This is a genomic window from Mesorhizobium sp. P2_A12, from assembly GCF_056405075.1.
The window spans coordinates 127,855-143,698 of record NZ_JBFUCU010000006.1; the positions used below are offsets into that span (position 1 = coordinate 127,855).

The 15,844-nt window shown below is 62.5% G+C and carries 17 protein-coding genes and 1 tRNA gene; 11 read left to right on the forward strand and 7 right to left on the reverse strand.

Annotated features, from left to right (window positions below; translation table 11 throughout):
* Window positions 1-11: 11 nt before the first annotated feature.
* From AC1DZU_RS16190 to AC1DZU_RS16210, 5 genes are all read left to right on the forward strand, one after another.
* Window positions 12-1,301, forward strand: coding sequence for an ABC transporter substrate-binding protein (locus AC1DZU_RS16190; RefSeq protein ID WP_477286254.1), 1,290 nt, complete (start codon window positions 12-14; stop codon window positions 1,299-1,301).
* 247 nt (window positions 1,302-1,548) lie between these two features.
* Entirely contained in the window at window positions 1,549-2,460 is a 912-nt protein-coding gene (locus AC1DZU_RS16195) for an ABC transporter permease (RefSeq protein ID WP_477286256.1), read from the forward strand.
* A gap of 1 nt (window position 2,461) precedes the next feature.
* Window positions 2,462-3,280, forward strand: a complete 819-nt coding sequence (locus AC1DZU_RS16200; RefSeq protein WP_477286259.1) for an ABC transporter permease — start codon at window positions 2,462-2,464, stop codon at window positions 3,278-3,280.
* A gap of 2 nt (window positions 3,281-3,282) precedes the next feature.
* The gene (locus AC1DZU_RS16205; protein ID WP_477286261.1) at window positions 3,283-4,029 is read left to right on the forward strand and encodes an aspartate/glutamate racemase family protein; all 747 of its coding nucleotides are present in this window, start codon (window positions 3,283-3,285) and stop codon (window positions 4,027-4,029) included.
* A 5-nt stretch (window positions 4,030-4,034) separates the two neighbouring features.
* Window positions 4,035-4,871: a GNAT family N-acetyltransferase gene (locus AC1DZU_RS16210; RefSeq protein ID WP_477286263.1), complete on the forward strand. Its 837-nt coding sequence runs from the start codon at window positions 4,035-4,037 to the stop codon at window positions 4,869-4,871.
* Window positions 4,872-4,916: 45 nt separating this feature from the next.
* Here AC1DZU_RS16210 and AC1DZU_RS16215 read toward each other — a convergent pair whose 3' ends face one another.
* A complete protein-coding gene (locus tag AC1DZU_RS16215) occupies window positions 4,917-7,226 on the reverse strand; it encodes a Wzz/FepE/Etk N-terminal domain-containing protein (RefSeq protein WP_477286265.1) in 2,310 nt (769 codons plus the stop codon).
* A gap of 258 nt (window positions 7,227-7,484) precedes the next feature.
* Between AC1DZU_RS16215 and AC1DZU_RS16220 the strand changes: the two genes are divergently transcribed.
* The 4 genes from AC1DZU_RS16220 (at window position 7,485) to AC1DZU_RS16235 (ending at window position 12,222) form a co-directional block, all read left to right on the forward strand.
* Window positions 7,485-8,048 (forward strand): polysaccharide biosynthesis/export family protein, encoded by a 564-nt coding sequence (locus tag AC1DZU_RS16220; protein ID WP_023810258.1) that lies wholly within the window; start codon window positions 7,485-7,487, stop codon window positions 8,046-8,048.
* A gap of 8 nt (window positions 8,049-8,056) precedes the next feature.
* Entirely contained in the window at window positions 8,057-9,187 is a 1,131-nt protein-coding gene (locus AC1DZU_RS16225; RefSeq protein ID WP_477286268.1) for a glycosyltransferase family 4 protein, read from the forward strand.
* A gap of 195 nt (window positions 9,188-9,382) precedes the next feature.
* Window positions 9,383-10,918 (forward strand): undecaprenyl-phosphate glucose phosphotransferase, encoded by a 1,536-nt coding sequence (locus AC1DZU_RS16230; RefSeq protein ID WP_477286270.1) that lies wholly within the window; start codon window positions 9,383-9,385, stop codon window positions 10,916-10,918.
* Window positions 10,915-12,222, forward strand: coding sequence for an O-antigen ligase family protein (locus AC1DZU_RS16235; protein ID WP_477286272.1), 1,308 nt, complete (start codon window positions 10,915-10,917; stop codon window positions 12,220-12,222). Before AC1DZU_RS16230 ends, AC1DZU_RS16235 begins: the two co-directional genes overlap by 4 nt.
* On the opposite strand, the gene AC1DZU_RS16240 is transcribed toward AC1DZU_RS16235, so the two are convergent.
* The 5 genes from AC1DZU_RS16240 to AC1DZU_RS16260 form a co-directional block, all read right to left on the reverse strand.
* A complete protein-coding gene (locus tag AC1DZU_RS16240; RefSeq protein ID WP_477228830.1) occupies window positions 12,200-12,466 on the reverse strand; it encodes a hypothetical protein in 267 nt (88 codons plus the stop codon). The two genes, AC1DZU_RS16235 and AC1DZU_RS16240, sit on opposite strands and share 23 nt — an antisense overlap.
* A gap of 123 nt (window positions 12,467-12,589) precedes the next feature.
* Window positions 12,590-12,772: a hypothetical protein gene (locus AC1DZU_RS16245; protein ID WP_477286275.1), complete on the reverse strand. Its 183-nt coding sequence runs from the start codon at window positions 12,770-12,772 to the stop codon at window positions 12,590-12,592.
* Window positions 12,773-13,023: 251 nt separating this feature from the next.
* Window positions 13,024-13,100 (reverse strand) — tRNA-Pro (locus AC1DZU_RS16250).
* A gap of 96 nt (window positions 13,101-13,196) precedes the next feature.
* Window positions 13,197-13,658: a YbaK/EbsC family protein gene (locus AC1DZU_RS16255; RefSeq protein WP_477286277.1), complete on the reverse strand. Its 462-nt coding sequence runs from the start codon at window positions 13,656-13,658 to the stop codon at window positions 13,197-13,199.
* Window positions 13,659-13,831: 173 nt separating this feature from the next.
* Window positions 13,832-14,116, reverse strand: coding sequence for a helix-turn-helix domain-containing protein (locus tag AC1DZU_RS16260; protein WP_477286279.1), 285 nt, complete (start codon window positions 14,114-14,116; stop codon window positions 13,832-13,834).
* A gap of 284 nt (window positions 14,117-14,400) precedes the next feature.
* On the opposite strand from AC1DZU_RS16260, the gene AC1DZU_RS16265 reads away from it, so the two are divergent.
* Both AC1DZU_RS16265 and AC1DZU_RS16270 read left to right on the forward strand, forming a co-directional pair.
* Window positions 14,401-15,015: a hypothetical protein gene (locus AC1DZU_RS16265; RefSeq protein WP_477286281.1), complete on the forward strand. Its 615-nt coding sequence runs from the start codon at window positions 14,401-14,403 to the stop codon at window positions 15,013-15,015.
* Between the two features lie 191 nt (window positions 15,016-15,206).
* Entirely contained in the window at window positions 15,207-15,413 is a 207-nt protein-coding gene (locus AC1DZU_RS16270; RefSeq protein WP_477286283.1) for a hypothetical protein, read from the forward strand.
* A 78-nt stretch (window positions 15,414-15,491) separates the two neighbouring features.
* Here AC1DZU_RS16270 and AC1DZU_RS16275 read toward each other — a convergent pair whose 3' ends face one another.
* Entirely contained in the window at window positions 15,492-15,794 is a 303-nt protein-coding gene (locus AC1DZU_RS16275) for a hypothetical protein (RefSeq protein ID WP_477286285.1), read from the reverse strand.
* Window positions 15,795-15,844 lie beyond the last annotated feature (50 nt).

The following is a 15,844-nucleotide window of genomic DNA, read 5'->3' on the forward strand; positions in this document are numbered from 1 at the left end:
GGGGAATAGGCATGACAGACACCACGCAAACCAAGACCGGGATTTCGCGCCGCGCGCTGCTCAAGACAGGTGCGGCCGCGGTCGGCCTTGCCGCCGGCTCCGGCGCCATATCAGGCTTCCCGACCATCTGGGCGCAATCCAACATCACGCTGCGCCAGTTCGGCACCGGCGTGTCGAACCTCAATGCCATCGCCGACAAGTGCAAGGCCGACCTCGGCATCACGCTGGAAATGACGGCGACCGATTCCGATGCGGCGGCCCAGCGCGCCGTGACCCAGCCCGACAGCTACGACATCGCCGACATCGAATACTGGATCTGCAAGAAGGTGTTCCCCACCGGCGTGCTGCAGCCGATGGATGTCAGCAAGCTGAAATACTACGACGAGCTGGTGCCGCTGTTCAAAACCGGCAAGCTGACGCCCGACAGCGTGATTGCCCAGGGGACAGCGCCGCACACGGTCGGCTTCGTCGAGGCGCAGGACTCAAAGACCTTTGCCAAGGCGCCGACCAACTGGTTCACCATGGTGCCGACCATCTACAACGCCGACACCCTGGGCATCCGCCCCGACCTCGTCGGCCGCGACATTACCACATGGGCCGACATCATGGACCCGGCCTTCAAGGGCAAGACCGCGATCCTCAACATCCCCTCCATCGGCATCATGGATGCGGCGATGATCATGGAAGCCATGGGCAACATCAAATATGCTGACAAGGGCAACATGACCAAGGAGGAGATCGACAAGACCATCGACTTCCTGATCAAGGCCAAGCAGGGCGGCCAGTTCCGCGCCTTCTGGAAATCCTTCGACGAGAGCGTCAACCTGATGGCGTCGGGCGAAGTCGTCATCCAGTCAATGTGGTCTCCGGCCGTGGCGGCCGTGCGCTCCAAGGGCATTGCCTGCCGCTTCCAGCCGCTCAAGGAAGGCTACCGCTCATGGGGCGGCGGCCTTGGCCTCGCCGCCCATCTCAAGGGCGCCGAACTCGACGCGGCCTATGAATACATCAACTGGTACACGTCGGGCTGGGTCGGCGGCTATCTCAACCGCCAGGGCTACTACTCGGCCAACATGGTCTCGGCCAAGAAGTTCATGAGCGAGGACGAGTGGGGCTACTGGATCGAGGGCAAGCCGGCCAAGGGTGAGATCAAGGCGCCCGACGGCACCGTTATGGAAAAGGCCGGCGCGGTACGCGATGGCGGCTCCTTCGAGGAGCGCATGGGCAAGGTCGCCTGCTGGAACTCGGTCATGGACGAGGACCGCTACATGGTGAAGCGCTGGAACGAGTTCATCGCGGCGTAAGGGAACGCAGCGCCCCCTCCTCCTTCCCTTCTCCCCTTGTGGGAGAAGGTGGCCTCGCGAAGCGAGGTCGGATGAGGGGTGTTCCAGCTTGGCGATACGTCACCACCAAGACGATGCGGAGTTATCAAAGCCTCATGTCTTCCAACACCCCTCATCCGTCTTGGCGCTTCGCGCCAATCCACCTTCTCCCACAAGGGGAGAAGGCAAGGCCGCTCCGCCGCATCGTGAACCTGCACCGGGAACATTGATGACAGTCGCGCTCGAACGCCCCGCCATATCCGTAGCCAAGCCGGCCAGACGCCGCCGGCTTTCGCCCAGCGCCGTCACGCCCTACCTCCAATCGGCGCCGCTGGCGCTGATCCTCTGCGCGTTCCTGCTTTTGCCCATTGTCATGATCGTCGTCGTCTCCTTCTGGGACTACGACTTCGCGGCCATGTATCCGGATTTCCTGACCACCAACTATTTTGACGTGCTGGGCTCCTGGGTCACCTGGAAGACCTACCTCAACACCATCAAATTTGCTGTCATCGTCTGGGCGCTGACCTTGTTCATCGGCTTCTGGGTCGCCTATTTCCTCGCCTTCCACATCCGCACCACCGCCATGCAAATGGTGCTGTTCCTGATCTGCACCGTGCCGTTCCTGACCTCCAACATCATCCGCATGATCTCGTGGATCCCCGTGCTCGGCCGCAACGGCCTGATCAACTCGACGCTGGTGCAGTTAGGGCTGGTGCCCAAGCCCATCGAATGGCTGCTCTATTCCGAATTCGCGGTCGTCCTGGCCATGGTCCATCTGTACACGCTGTTCATGGTGACGCCGATCTTCAACACGCTGATGCGCATCGACAAGTCGCTGGTCGAGGCCGCCCGCGATGCCGGCGCGTCTGGCTGGCAGGTGCTGTGGAACGTGATCATTCCACTCGCCAAGCCCGGCATGGCGATCGGCACCATCTTCGTCGTCACCCTGGTGATGGCCGACTTCTCAACAGTCCAGGTGATGTCGGGCGGGCAGAGCGCCTCGGTGGCACTGATGATGAAGAACCAGATGTCGCTGCTGCAATATCCGGCCGCCGCCGCCAATGCGGTCGTGCTTCTGGTGCTGGTGCTCTTGATGGTTGCCGGCATCCTGCGCATCGTCGATATCAGGAAAGAACTGTGACGTGAGCCACGAAAACCGCACTCTGGAATTCTACGTGCTGGCGGCCTTCTTTACGCTGTTCGTGCTGTTCCTCTACGGGCCGCTGTCGGCGATCCTGATCCTGTCTTTCCAGGGCGAAACCGGCGGCCTCACCTTCCCGCTCAACGGCGTGTCGCTGCACTGGTTCGCCAATCTGTTCGAGCGCCAGGCGGTTGGCGATTTCGGCGGCAGCTTCAAGCGCTCGCTGGTTCTGGGCGTCATGGTGATGATCGTCACCGTCGCGGTGTCACTGCTCGCCGGCCTCGCCTTCCGCCATAAATTCCGCGGTGCCACCGCGCTGTTCTACCTGGCGGTCGCCAGCCTGGTCGTGCCCTCGATCATCATTTCGCTGGGCATCGGCGTCGTCTTCCAGCAGATCGGCTTTCGCCCGGCCTGGTACACGTCGGCTTTCGGCGCGCATCTGACCTGGACCCTTCCCTTCGGCGTGCTCATCATGTTCGCCGTCTTCAACCGATTCTCGCCCGCCTATGAGGAAGCCGCGCGCGATCTTGGCGCCTCGTCCTGGCAGACCTTCGCCCATGTCGTGCTGCCGATGATCGCGCCGAGCCTGATCGGCGTCGGCCTGTTCGGCTTCACGCTGTCCTACGACGAGTTCGCCCGCACTCTGATGACCTCCGGCACCTTCAACACGCTGCCGCTCGAGATCTACGGCATGACCACTAACGTCACGACGCCCGTTCTCTACGCGCTGGGCACGGTGACCACGGTGTTCTCCTTCCTGGTGATCCTGGCGACGCTTGGCGCCATCCTCTATGTCGGCCGCCGGCGGGCGCGTGCCTGAACATGCAGATCCTTGTGGTGAACCCCAACACGACGGCCAGCATGACCGAAACCATCGCTGCGGCGGCGCGCGCCGTTGCCGGTGCCTGGACGGAGGTTGTCGCCGTCACCTCCTCCACGGGGCCGGCTTCGATCGAAGGCTATTATGACGAGGCGCTCTCCGTGCCCGGCCTGTTGATGGAGATCGCCGCCGGTGAGCGTGTCGGTGCGCAGGCTGCAATCATCGCCTGTTTCGACGATACGGGCCTGGATGCCGCACGTGCCATGGCCAACATCCCCATCATCGGCATTTGCGAGGCAGCGCTGAGTATGGCGTCCTTCATCGCCCAGCGCTTCACCGTCGTGACCACCACCGAACGCTCCCGCGTGCCGGTCGAGGCACTGGTCCAGCGCTACGGCATGGAGCGACGAGCGCGTGTACGGGCCGCCGACATTCCAGTGCTTGCACTTGAAGATCCGGCATCGGGCGCGATCGGAAAGCTGCGCGACGAAATCGCCCGGGCCGTCGAGGAGGACAGGGCCGAAGCCATCGTGCTTGGCTGCGCCGGCATGGCGGATCTTGCCCACCGGCTGCAGGCCGAATTCGGCCTGCCTGTCATCGACGGTGTCGGCGCAGCACTGAAACAGGCCGAGGCGCTGGTTGCGCTCGGCCTTTCAACATCGAAGCGCGGCGCCTATGCGAGCCCGCTGGTCAAGCCCTACCGTGGCATGCTGAAATCCTTCTCCCCGGGAGCTGTCGCCGCGGAGTGAGCACAATGAAGCCGACCATCCGAACACTGTCACTGCATGAATTGGCGGTTCTCATCGACTGGGCGGCGGCGGAAGGCTGGAACCCTGGTCTTGAAGACGCGGCGATGTTCCAGGCTGCGGATCCCGCCGGCTTTATCGGCGCCTTCGTCGGCAACGAAATGGTCGCGGCAATCTCGGCAGTGGCCTATGGACGCGAATTCGGTTTCATCGGCCTCTACATCTGCCGGCCGGACATGCGCGGCAAAGGCTATGGCAAGGCGGTGTGGAACACCGGCATGGACAGGCTTGCAGGGAGGAGCATCGGCCTCGATGGCGTCGCCGAGCAGCAGGCCAATTACAGGCGCAAGGGCTTCGAACCCGCCTACGAGACCATCCGCTACAGCGGCCGCGCCGCAGGCCCTGCGGTCAGGGCCGATGGGTTGCGCCCGGTGAAGACCCAGCTCGTGCCCGACATCATCGCTTATGACGCACATTGTTTTCCGGCACCCCGGCGAGCCTTCCTGCAGCGATGGCTGCAGGCGCCGCATCATGGGCTGGCGGCGATCAGCTCGCGCGGCACCACCGGCTATGCCGTGGCTCGGCCGTGCCGCTCGGGCTTCAAGATCGGCCCGCTGTTCGCTGAGAGCAACGACACGGCGCTGCAACTGCTGGACGGACTGGCGGGTGCCTGCGAGGGCGGCGACCTGCACATCGACGTTCCCGCCACGAAGACCGATTTCATTGCGGCACTCGAGGCGGCCGGCTTTGCGCCGACCTTCAAGACCACCCGCATGTACAAGGGCCATGCCCCGGAGCTCGGCCTGCAGCGCCTGTTCGGCGTGACGACCCTGGAATTGGGATAAAACCAGGCGGACACTGAAGGCGTCCGCCTGGGATCTGCTGCTCTTTCAGGCCGCCGACCGCCGTCCCGGCACCGGATTGCCGGGCGGTTCGTGGCCGAGCGGCGTCACCAGCGTCAGGTCGGGATAGCCGCTTTCGATCAGCTTGACCGCGGCCTGCGTCACTTCATTGTCCGGCTCCAGCATGGACAGGAACACCTCGGTGGCATCGCCGGCCAGGCGGCTGATGCCTTGCGCGTCGGCCGGTCCGCATTCGACCACGACCAGATCATACGCAGTGGTCAGCGACTGCATGATGATCGGCAGCCGGTCGGCGGCGCGCATGGCGCGGACCGGATCGGCGGTGCCGACCGGAATGACATGACAGTCCGAATAGAGATCGGCATGGATGACGTCGCTGAACTGCGCTTCCGAAGCGAGCAGATTGGTGATGCCGGGGAAAAGGCCGCTGTCCAGCATCGGCCGCGAGGCGGCGCCTGAAGCGGTAAGGTCCAGCAACAGGACGCGCAGGCCGGCGTCGGCGACCTCGCGTGCCACCAGGACAGCCGATGCGGCAGCCTCGTCGCCCTCCGGCGAGACGAATATGGCGCGCGCCGCACCGCTGGCGATCAGCTTTTCGGCGGCCTTCTCAATGTCGATCTCGCCCAGGGTGGAATGCACCGGTTCGACCTTGGCAGCCGTCTCCGGCGCCGTCGCCGCTTCGGTCATCGCGACCATGTCGGGCACTTCGGCTGGATGCGCATAAGGCGCAACAGGCTCGGGCATCGCGGTGGCGTAGGGCATCGCGGCCGTGTAGGGCACTGCCCTATCGTCAGCCGGACCTCCTCCCGTCTGCGGCCGAAGGACCGGGTCCTTGAGGATGGCGGGCTCCTGGTGGACAGCCGGCATCGCGATCCTATCAGGCGCCTGAGCTACATGGGGCATCGCGACCTCATCGATGCGCTCGAAGCGGGAACCGGTCGCCGGCCGCATGGCACGGCCAGAAAACAGCTCCCGCAGGAGCGTTACGATAGCCATGATCAGCAGCGATGCGACGAAGGCGGCACTGACGATGGGCAGGACCTTCGGGAAATACGGCTCGGACGGCACCTGCGCCAGGGAAACCACCCTTGCATCGACAGGCAGATAGTTGCGATCCTTGCGCGACGCCGCGCTGAGGTAGTTCGCCTGGTACGATTCGAGCTGCTGGCGCTTGGCGGCCGCATCACGTTGCAAGGCGTCAAGCTCGACCTGCTGTTCGCCGGCGCGGGCCGATGCGGCCTTGAGAGTGTTGACGTCGGCGACGAGCTGGTTCTCACGAGCCTGCGCGGTCTGCGCCTGGGTTATCAGACCCTTCATCAGCTTTTGCGCCTCGTTGCGGATCTGGCCGTCGAGATCGACAAGCTGAGACTTCAACGCCCGGATGCGCGGATGATTGTCGAGCAAGGTGGTGGAAAGATCGGCGATGTTGGCTCTGAGCTCGACCTGCCGCTCGCGCAGACGCTGGATCAGATCGGAAGACAAGACCTCAGGCACGGCATCGAGCGAGCCGCCACCCTGCAACGCCTTGCGTACGCTGTCGGCGGTCGCTTCCGCCGAGGCGCGGTTGGCGCGCACACGCATCAGTTCGCTCGACAGTTCGGAAAGCTGCTGCGTGGCAAGCACCGAATTGTTGCCGCCCATCAAAAGGTCGGATTGCGCACGGTAGGTGGCAACCTTGGCCTCGGCATCCCTGACCTGCCGCTGCAGGTCGGCGATCTCCGGCGCCAGAAAGTCAGCGGCGGCGTTGTTCGATTCGAGCTTGGCGGCGCCTTGCCCCGCGATATAGGCGGCGGCGATGGCATCGGGTACGGCGGCCGCGAGCTTGGGATCCTCCGACGAGAACTCAATGGCAATGATGCGGGTCTTCTCGACGCTGTAGACGTTGAGCTTCTCATGCATTTTCTTGAGGACGCGCTCTTCCGTCGGAATTTCCATCGGGTCGCTCTTCAGGCCGACGAGGACCAGAGCGCGGCTCAACGGCGACATGTCGAGTGCTTCGTCGAACTCGGGCAGCTTCTCCAGACCAAGCTTTTGCGCGACCTGCTTGAGGATTTCGTTGGAGGAAATGATCTGGACCTGGGTGGCGACGCCCTGTTCATCCAGAATTGGCTTGTCGGCGTCGTTGTTGCTGGCCGGCCGCGTATAAACGGACTCACGCGGCGCAATCTCTACCTGGGTCTGTGCCTTGTAGTGACGCGTGGCAAACGAGGCGAGCGCGAAAGCCGCGCCGGTCACCACCAGTGCAACGACAAGGATGCGCAGCCAGTTCCTCGCCAGGCTGGCGAAGAGCTGCCTGAGATCGACGTCGACATCTGCGGCCGCGGACTGAACGGACATGCATCCCTACTCCGATACTGGGTTGGGACACACCGTAAACAACTATGGTAACTCAGCCGTTAAGATGGCCGTAAGTTTGCATTAGGGTTTACTGGCGGACGCCAAACAAAACCGCCAAAAAATCGAAAAACTCTCGCCGGCGCGCGCCGTGTCGGCCGCTCCCTTTACCGGCCATTAACCCTAACAGGATGATAACGGACCTCGATCCCTAGAGTTGCTGCGGGGCTGCGGCGACCAGTCGAAGGTACCTGTCCGGTCATGAAAAGCACTGCTTCCCTGTTTCGCGCGCTGCTTGCCGTATCGATGCTTGCCGGCTGTTCCAGCTACCGGCCGACGCCGGCCGCCTTCCACGAGGTGCTCGACCAGCCCTATCGTCTTGGCGCCGGCGACCGCGTCCGCGTCACCGTGTTCGAGCAGGACGGGCTGACCAACACCTACAGCGTCGACCAGTCCGGCTACCTCTCCTTCCCGCTTGTCGGCGCCGTACCGGCGCGCGGCCACACAGCGCAGCAGATGGAAAAGGAAATCGCCGACAAATTGCGACAAGGCTATCTGCGCGATCCCGACGTTTCGGTCGAGATCGACCGCTACCGGCCGATCTTCGTCATGGGCGAAGTGGGTGCCGCCGGCCAATACTCCTACGTCCCCGGCCTGACGGTGCAGAAGGCAATCGCCATCGCCGGCGGTTTCACCCCGCGCGCCAACCAGGAAAGCGTCGACATCACCCGCGACATCAACGGCAAAGTGATGACCGGCCGTGTGGTCACGTCCGACCCGCTGCTGCCGGGCGATACAGTCTACGTCCGCGAACGCCTGTTCTGACGACCCACGTGGTGGACAACCTCAGGATCGTCCATTGCTTTCGCTCACCCGTCGGAGGAATTTTCCGCCATGTGCGCGACCTGACCGAGGCGCAGGTCACTGCGGGACATTCCGTCGGCATCGTCTGCGATTCGACGACGGGCGGCGAGTTCGAGGAACGTCTGTTCGAGCAGATGAAGGATATGCTGGCGCTCGGCATCCATCGCACGCCGATGCAGCGCCATGTCGGCCCGGGCGACCTTGCGTCGGCCTGGCGCACTTACAGGATTATCAAGGAATTGCGGCCGGACGTGTTGCACGGGCACGGCGCCAAGGGTGGCGCCTATACCCGTCTGTTCGGCTCATTGTTGCGGGTATCAAGGTCTCGCGTAGCCCGCCTTTATTCGCCGCATGGTGGCTCTCTCCACTATGACGAGAACACGACCACCGGAAAGCTGTTCTTCGCGCTCGAGCGCTTCATGGCGCGCTTCACCGACCACCTGCTGTTTGTCTCCGACTATGAAAGGCGAACCTATCGCCGCAAGGTCGGAGAGCCGCAGATCCCTAACACCCTTGTCTACAACGGATTGCGCGCCGCCGAATTCGAGCCGGCGATCACCGGGCCCGACGCAGCCGATCTGCTCTATATCGGCATGATGCGCGACCTGAAGGGTCCCGACATCTTCATCGACGCGCTGGCCCTCGCCGGCCCCCGGCTCGGCCGCGCGTTGACCGCGGTGATGGTCGGCGCCGGCGACGACCTGCCCCGCTACCACGCCCGGGTGAAACGGCTCGGGCTTGAGGGCCACGTCCGCTTCCTGCCGCCGATGCCGGCCAGGGAAGCCTTCGCGCTGGCGGCACTCGTCATCGTTCCCTCGCGCGCCGAAGCCATGCCCTATATCGTCCTGGAGACGCTTGCCGCGGGAAAGCCGATGATCGCCACGTCGGTCGGCGGCATACCGGAGATCTTCGGCTCCGGCTCCCCCGCCCTGATCCGGCCTGACCCGGTCGAGCTTGCCGACAAGGTGAGCCAGGCGCTGGGCGACCTCGCCGCCTATCGCAAGCTGATGCCCGATGGCGCCAGCCTCAAGGCACGCTTCGGCGCCGATGTGATGGCCGCCGACATCGAGAAGGCCTACTTCGCCGCGCTCAACAAATAAAGCGCGTCGCGTTGAAACGGATTCAGGCCATGCGCTTAAGTCTTTGTTTTAGGATATCGTTGCCCCAGACCGGTGCCGCTTTTGCGCGACATGCACTAGGCCTCAAGCCCCAGGCCGTTTCAAAGCCACTTGTTGTTTCAAGGGTTTCTTAGCTCTCTTTTGCTATTCACCGTAGGGAAGCTTGCGGAAAGCCCCATGAACGAGATCGACCCCGCGCGCCGCTTTTCACCAGAGGCGGTGCGTAAATTCGACGGCCCGGCCGAAGGCGACACGCCCGGCGGCATGAACGATGTCGCCCGCCAGGTCGCGTCGCAGTACAGGCGCGATACGATGTCGCCGATCATGGTGAGCGGCGTGCTGCGCATGGTCGAATTCGGCATGCTGCTTCTGTCCGGGCTCGGCGTCTATTTCTACTATGTCGGGTTCTTCAACTATCTCGCCTGGCAATACCCGCTGACGATCGCCGCGTCGTCGTTCCTTGCCGTGGTGCTGCTCGACGTCACCGACTGCTACCAGATCGTGGCCCTGATGCGGCCTATTGCCAATTTCGGCCGCGTGCTGCTGGTCTGGGCCGGCACTTTCGCCCTCATGGCGCTGACGGCATTCATCATGAAGATGTCGGAAGACTATTCGCGCCTCTTGTTCGGCACCTGGTTCGTCGTGGGCTTTGTTCTCATCTTCGGCCTCAGGCTTGTGATGTCGAAGCTGATCCGGCGCTGGGCGCGCGATGGCCGCATGGAGCGGCGCGCCGTTATCGTGGGCGGTGGCAAGGCGGCTGAAATGCTGATCCGCTCGGTCGAAAAGCAGCCCTACAACGATATCCGCATCTGCGGCATCTTCGACGATCGCGGCGACAAGCGCTCACCGCCCATCGTCGCCGGCTATCCCAAGCTCGGCACCATTTCAGAGCTGATCGAGTTCGCCCGCATCGCTCGCATCGACATGCTGATCGTATCGCTGCCGCTGACCGCCGAATCGCGCGTGCTGCAGCTGCTGAAGAAGCTGTGGGTGTTGCCGGTCGACATCCGGCTGTCGGCGCATTCCAACGCGCTGCAGTTTCGCCCGCGCGCCTATTCCTACATCGGCTCGGTGCCGATGCTCGATATCTTCGACAGGCCGATCAACGACTGGGATTCGGTCGCCAAGCGCGCCTTCGACATCGTCTTCAGCCTGATCGGCATTGTCGTGTTCTCGCCGGTGATGCTGGCGACCGCTATCGCCATCAAGCTCGACAGCAAGGGGCCGGTGCTGTTTCACCAGAAGCGGCACGGCTTCAACAACGAGATCATCGAAGTCTACAAGTTCCGCTCGATGTATACGGACAAGGCCGACCCGACCGCCAAGCAGACGGTGACCAAGAACGACCCGCGCGTCACCCGCGTCGGCCGCTTCATCCGCAAGACCTCGATCGACGAGCTGCCGCAGTTCTTCAATTCGCTGCTGGGTTCGCTGTCGCTGGTCGGCCCGCGCCCGCACGCCATCGCCGCGCAGTCGCACAACCTTCTCTACAACGAAGTGGTCGACGGCTATTTCGCGCGTCACAAGGTCAAGCCCGGCGTCACCGGCTGGGCGCAGATCAATGGCTGGCGTGGCGAGATGGACACCAACGAGAAGATCCGCATGCGGACGGAGTACGACCTCTATTACATCGAGAACTGGTCGCTGCTGTTCGATTTGCGGATCCTGTTCCTGACGCCGGCCCGGCTGCTGAACACGGAAAACGCCTATTGAGCGCGATTTCCCATGAGCTGCCGCAGGCCCCGGTCAACGCCAAGCTGATCGCGCTGATTTCCTCGGCGGCGGTGTTCGTCGGCATATTCCTGTCCGGCTTCGTCATCAGCGAACCAGCGCCCTATGAACTCTACATGGCCGGGCTGATCGCCATCTGGGCTCTCTTCGGCCTCAGGCTCTCGCGCGCGGCAATGCCACTGCTGGTGCTGCTGGTGACGATGAACATCGGTGGCATGATGGCGATGACGCAGATGGCGGATCTCGCCAACACGCCGCTCTATCTCGCCGTCTCGCTGTTTCTCGCCTTCACCGCGGTGTTCTTCGCTTCGGTGACCGCGGTGCAACCCGGTCTCTACCGGCTGATCTTCTTCGCCTATGTCGTGTCGGCGGTGATAACCTCGCTGCTCGGCATAGCGGGCTATTTCCACGCCTTTCCGGGCGCCGAGATGTTCACCAAATACGACCGTGCCGCCGGCGCCTTCCAGGACCCGAATGTGTTCGGCCCGTTCCTGGTGCTGCCCGGCATCTATCTGCTCTATCTGCTCCTGACCGGACCGGTCACGCGCATGCCGCTGCTGGCGGTGCCGCTGTTGATCATCACCGCCGGCATCTTCTTTTCCTTCTCGCGCGGCGCCTGGGGCATGTTCGCCGTTTCGGCTGTCCTGCTCACCGGCTGCCTGTTCCTGCAGAGCGCCAGCGGCATGTTCCGGCTGCGCGTGGTGGTGATGACGGTTGCCGCACTGTCGCTGCTGGTCGTCGCCATGGTCGTCATCCTGCAGCTGCCCGGCGTGTCGGAGATGTTTTCCAACCGCGCTCATCTCGAACAGAGTTACGACACCGCCCGCCTCGGCCGCTTCGCCCGCTACGCAATCGGCTTCCAGATGGCGCTCGAACATCCGTTCGGCATCGGCCCGCTGGTCTTCGGCACGATTTTTGGCGAAGACACCCACGACATCTGGCTGAAGATGCTGATGGACTATGGCTGGCTCGGCTTCGTGTCGTTCCTGACGCTCGTCGCCTGGACGATAGCAGCGGGATTCCGCATCCTGCTGCGCGACCGGCCGTGGCAACCCTATTTGTTGTGCGCCTATGTCGCCTTCATCGGCAATATCGGGCTCGGCACCTTCATCGACATCGACCACTGGCGCCACGTCTACCTGCTGCTCGGCCTGATCTGGGGAGCCATCGCGCTGGAATACAGGCACCAGCGGCTGTTGCGGCCGGACCCGGTTCAAGCCCAAGGTAGAAAGCGAGCTGTGGAACGCGGTTGGTTTGCGAGCGTCAAGGATCTTGAGCGCTCGTAAGTTCCTGTATTTTCTCCAGGAGGTTTTTGACCAGCAGCTGGTAGACCTGCGTGAGTTCCCCTGGCGATAATTCGACTCTGATGTCGTACTGCCCGGAATAATTCACCTGCAGATTTACTGTCCCGAACAGCGTCGTTGCGCCATCGCGTATGTCGGTCGCCACGATCATGTTTTGCAATGACTGGTCGAGCAGAATGACGCCGGGTTCACCGGGATGATTGTGTCTTGTCGTCCTGATCTTCACGTCAACCTCCTTTTCGGACCTTTCAAGAAAAGCGCAGAGCCAGCCGAGATTACCGCAGTTCCCTGTTCGATGCTGCGGCGGTGCACTTGGTATCCGGGATGGCAGACGGGGACTTTGATAATATCAATTGGCGGGTTTGGGCGGCTCTCTGTCGTCGTGGTTCAAAATTGAGGCGATCCGCCTAAGGTTGGACATCGCCTCATCGATCAGTCGCCAGGATAGCTGTCCTTGTGCCGCGTCTCTAGCGCTCGCCAGATCGCCTCTTACGATCTGCATTATTTCCTGGGCGGCTTCTTTCTTGTCCATACGACCATTCCTGCAGTCGATGAAGGCAGTCTTGACTGCTACAATGTCACGACGGCAGGCGGGTCCACAACGGAACTATGCGGCTGCCGCCGGGTTGCTCCCGCGGCGGGCACAATAGAAAGCATCCGCATTTCGGGTTTCTTGGTGGTTGAGCAGGCCGGATACGGAAATCGATCGAGCGCCTTTCGTTCCGAAGACGGAAAAGGCGCCAGAAGGCGCCTCGACAAGAACCAGGGATTTCAAGGAAAGAATGGTCGGAGTGGCCGGATTCGAACCGACGACCCCTTGACCCCCAGTCAAGTGCGCTACCGGGCTGCGCTACACTCCGGACCGGTCGCGATGTATCGTGATAACCCCGCCCGGGTCAACCAAAATTCGGCGACTTTCGCGCCGATGCGATCGCGGGTGCCGGCGAGCCCCCAAGCTAGCCCTGGCAGACATCGACCCATTCGGCGCCAATGAGATCGACCATGCGCTGCGGGCCGAGCCGCACGGCGGCGTTGGTGGCGCCGGCGGCGGGCACGACCTCGTCGAATTCGCGCAGCGAGATGTCGCAATAGACCGGCAGCGGCGCCGGCAGGCCGAACGGGCAGACGCCGCCGACCGGGTGGCTGGTTGCTTCGATAACCTCCGCGGCGTCGAGCATGCGCGGCTTGCCGCCGAACTGGTCCTTGAACTTGCGGTTATCCAGCCTGGCGATGCCGCTGGTCACCACCAGCATGGTGCGATCGCCGACGCGCAGGCAGATCGTCTTGGCGATCTGCGCCGGCAGCACGCCATGCGCCTCCGCCGCCAGCGTCACTGTAGCCGAACTCGCTTCCGTCTCGATGACTTCGATGTCGGGCGCGCGAGCGGCGAAGAAGGCACGAACGGATTCCAGGCTCATATCGAAAACCCATAGTTCAGAACTTGATGGACAGCGGATCGGATCGCCGCGCGTATAAACACGTGCGACATACAAATCGGCAAGCCCCGGTTGCGGCAAGGCGGCTGCCGCACCACAAAAACAAACCCGCCAAGGCTATCCTTGGCGGGTTGTCGGGCATGCCTGTTGTTGAATTATGCCAGGGATCGACCTTGCGCGGCCGGCGTGTGCACAGCCGAAGCGATCAAAGCGTCCTGGGGAAGTCGAAGCGCGGACACAATACGACGCAGCTTCAACGGATCGGTCACCTTACCGCTCTCGATATCCTCAATCTCGTCGGCAGCCAGACCGCATGTCAGGGAAAGCTTTTCCACACTGTAGCCGCGGGTCTCCCGCATCGCTCTGAGAGTGCTGTAATCCGGCCCGATCTCATTGGCTACCGATTCGGAGAGGGCTTCGCGTTTTGCAGTGTTGGGCATTGGCAACTCCGTAAGCTGAAAGAGTTTGATCAAATGACGAAGTTGCCTGAGACGATCGGGAACATGCCCGCTCGCCAGCGATTTGCCAAGTACCAATCTGACCGTCACGCTATCGTGAAGCAGGCGCCTTGCGCGGCCGGATCGCGCACACGTCGCGATCAAGTTGTTTTGACCGTGCAGTCGCGCTTTGTCCGGCAGTTTCGGCGCGCCCGTTCGTTATTCCCTGAGTCGCTGGCCTGAAAACCATCCGGTTCCAGCCAGCCATTCCCGGAAGGATTTCTGCAATGAACTTGAAGACAATCATCGTCGTGCTCGGCACGATTTCCAGCCTTTCCGCTGCCGGTGTCGGCGGTGCTCAAGCGGCGGACACGCTGCGCGTGCGCGGCACTGTGGCCAGTTTCGAGCCATCGCTGCTGACCGTGAAAACCCACCAGGGTGATACCTCCGCCATCAAGCTCAATGCCGGCTGGAAGATATCAGGCGTCGCCAGCGCATCCGTGAAGGACATCAAGCAAGGCGATTTCCTCGGCATCGCCTCCGTATCGAAAGCCGATGGCGGCAGCGGCGCGCTGGAGGTGGTGGTCTTTCCGGCAGCCTTGAAAGGCACTGGCGAGGGCGACCGCCCCTGGGACCTGCAGCCCAACAGCCGCATGACCAACGGCACCGTGGCCGACGTAACCGACGTAAACGGCCGAGCCGTCACGCTGACCTATGACAATGGGCAGACGAAGAAGATTTCGATACCCGACACCACACCTGTCGTGACCTTCGCGCCGGCCACGCCGACCGACCTCAAGCCAGGTGCGACGGTTGTCGTCACCGCTGAGCGTGAGGCTGACGGCACGCTGAGTTCCGGCCGTGTGGTGGTCGGAAACAATGGCGTGGCCCCGCCAATGTAGGCAAAACAGGCGGGAAAGCATGGCCTTTCGGCCCTGGCGATGATGATGGTGGAAGCCCGATTTGCTTAGAAACAGTCCAGAAACAAAATTCTACAGTCGGGAAATATCGAGGAAAAAATTCAGGAGCGTAATCCCATTCGCGGCGATCGGGTCATCGACCCGATCGACATGCTAAAAAAGGAAAACGACCCATGAAGAAGTCCCTCCTCTCGGCCCTCGGGCTTGCGGTTGCGCTTGCTTTCACGGCGCCAGTGATCGGCGCGACGAATGCGGATGCTGCCCCGGCCTCGATGGCAAAGCATCATCATCGTCATCACCATCATCCCTACCATCCCGTCCATCACCGGCATCACTACCATCATCATCACCACATGAAGCCGATGATGAAGAAGGCCTAGGCATACCAGACTGCCAACGAGAAGACCGGCCTTGGCTTCTTGTCCAAGGTTGGTCTTCTCGTGGCAAGGCGAGACAATTTAGCGTCGGCTGAACAGCAGGCTGGCGACGAGACCGACCATCACAAGGCCGACCGCGGCGGCCGCGGCCGGATGGTCGCGCGCCGATTTCTCGACGACCCTGCCCTGCTTGCGGATGGCTGGCATCGCATCGCGCAGACGCCCTGCAAGATCGGCATAGGTGTCGAGCGCGGCATCGCGACCGTCTTCGTAGTAGGCGCCGCCGCGCCTGGACACCGCCTTCTTCAGGCTGGCCAATTCCCTGGTGAGAGCCGCGACCTGCTTGTCGAGGTCGATGTCCGAGAGGGTCGAATATGATGCCATGACGTGTTTCCTTGCATTGCTAAAGGAAACGTAACGCCCGACGCCAAGGC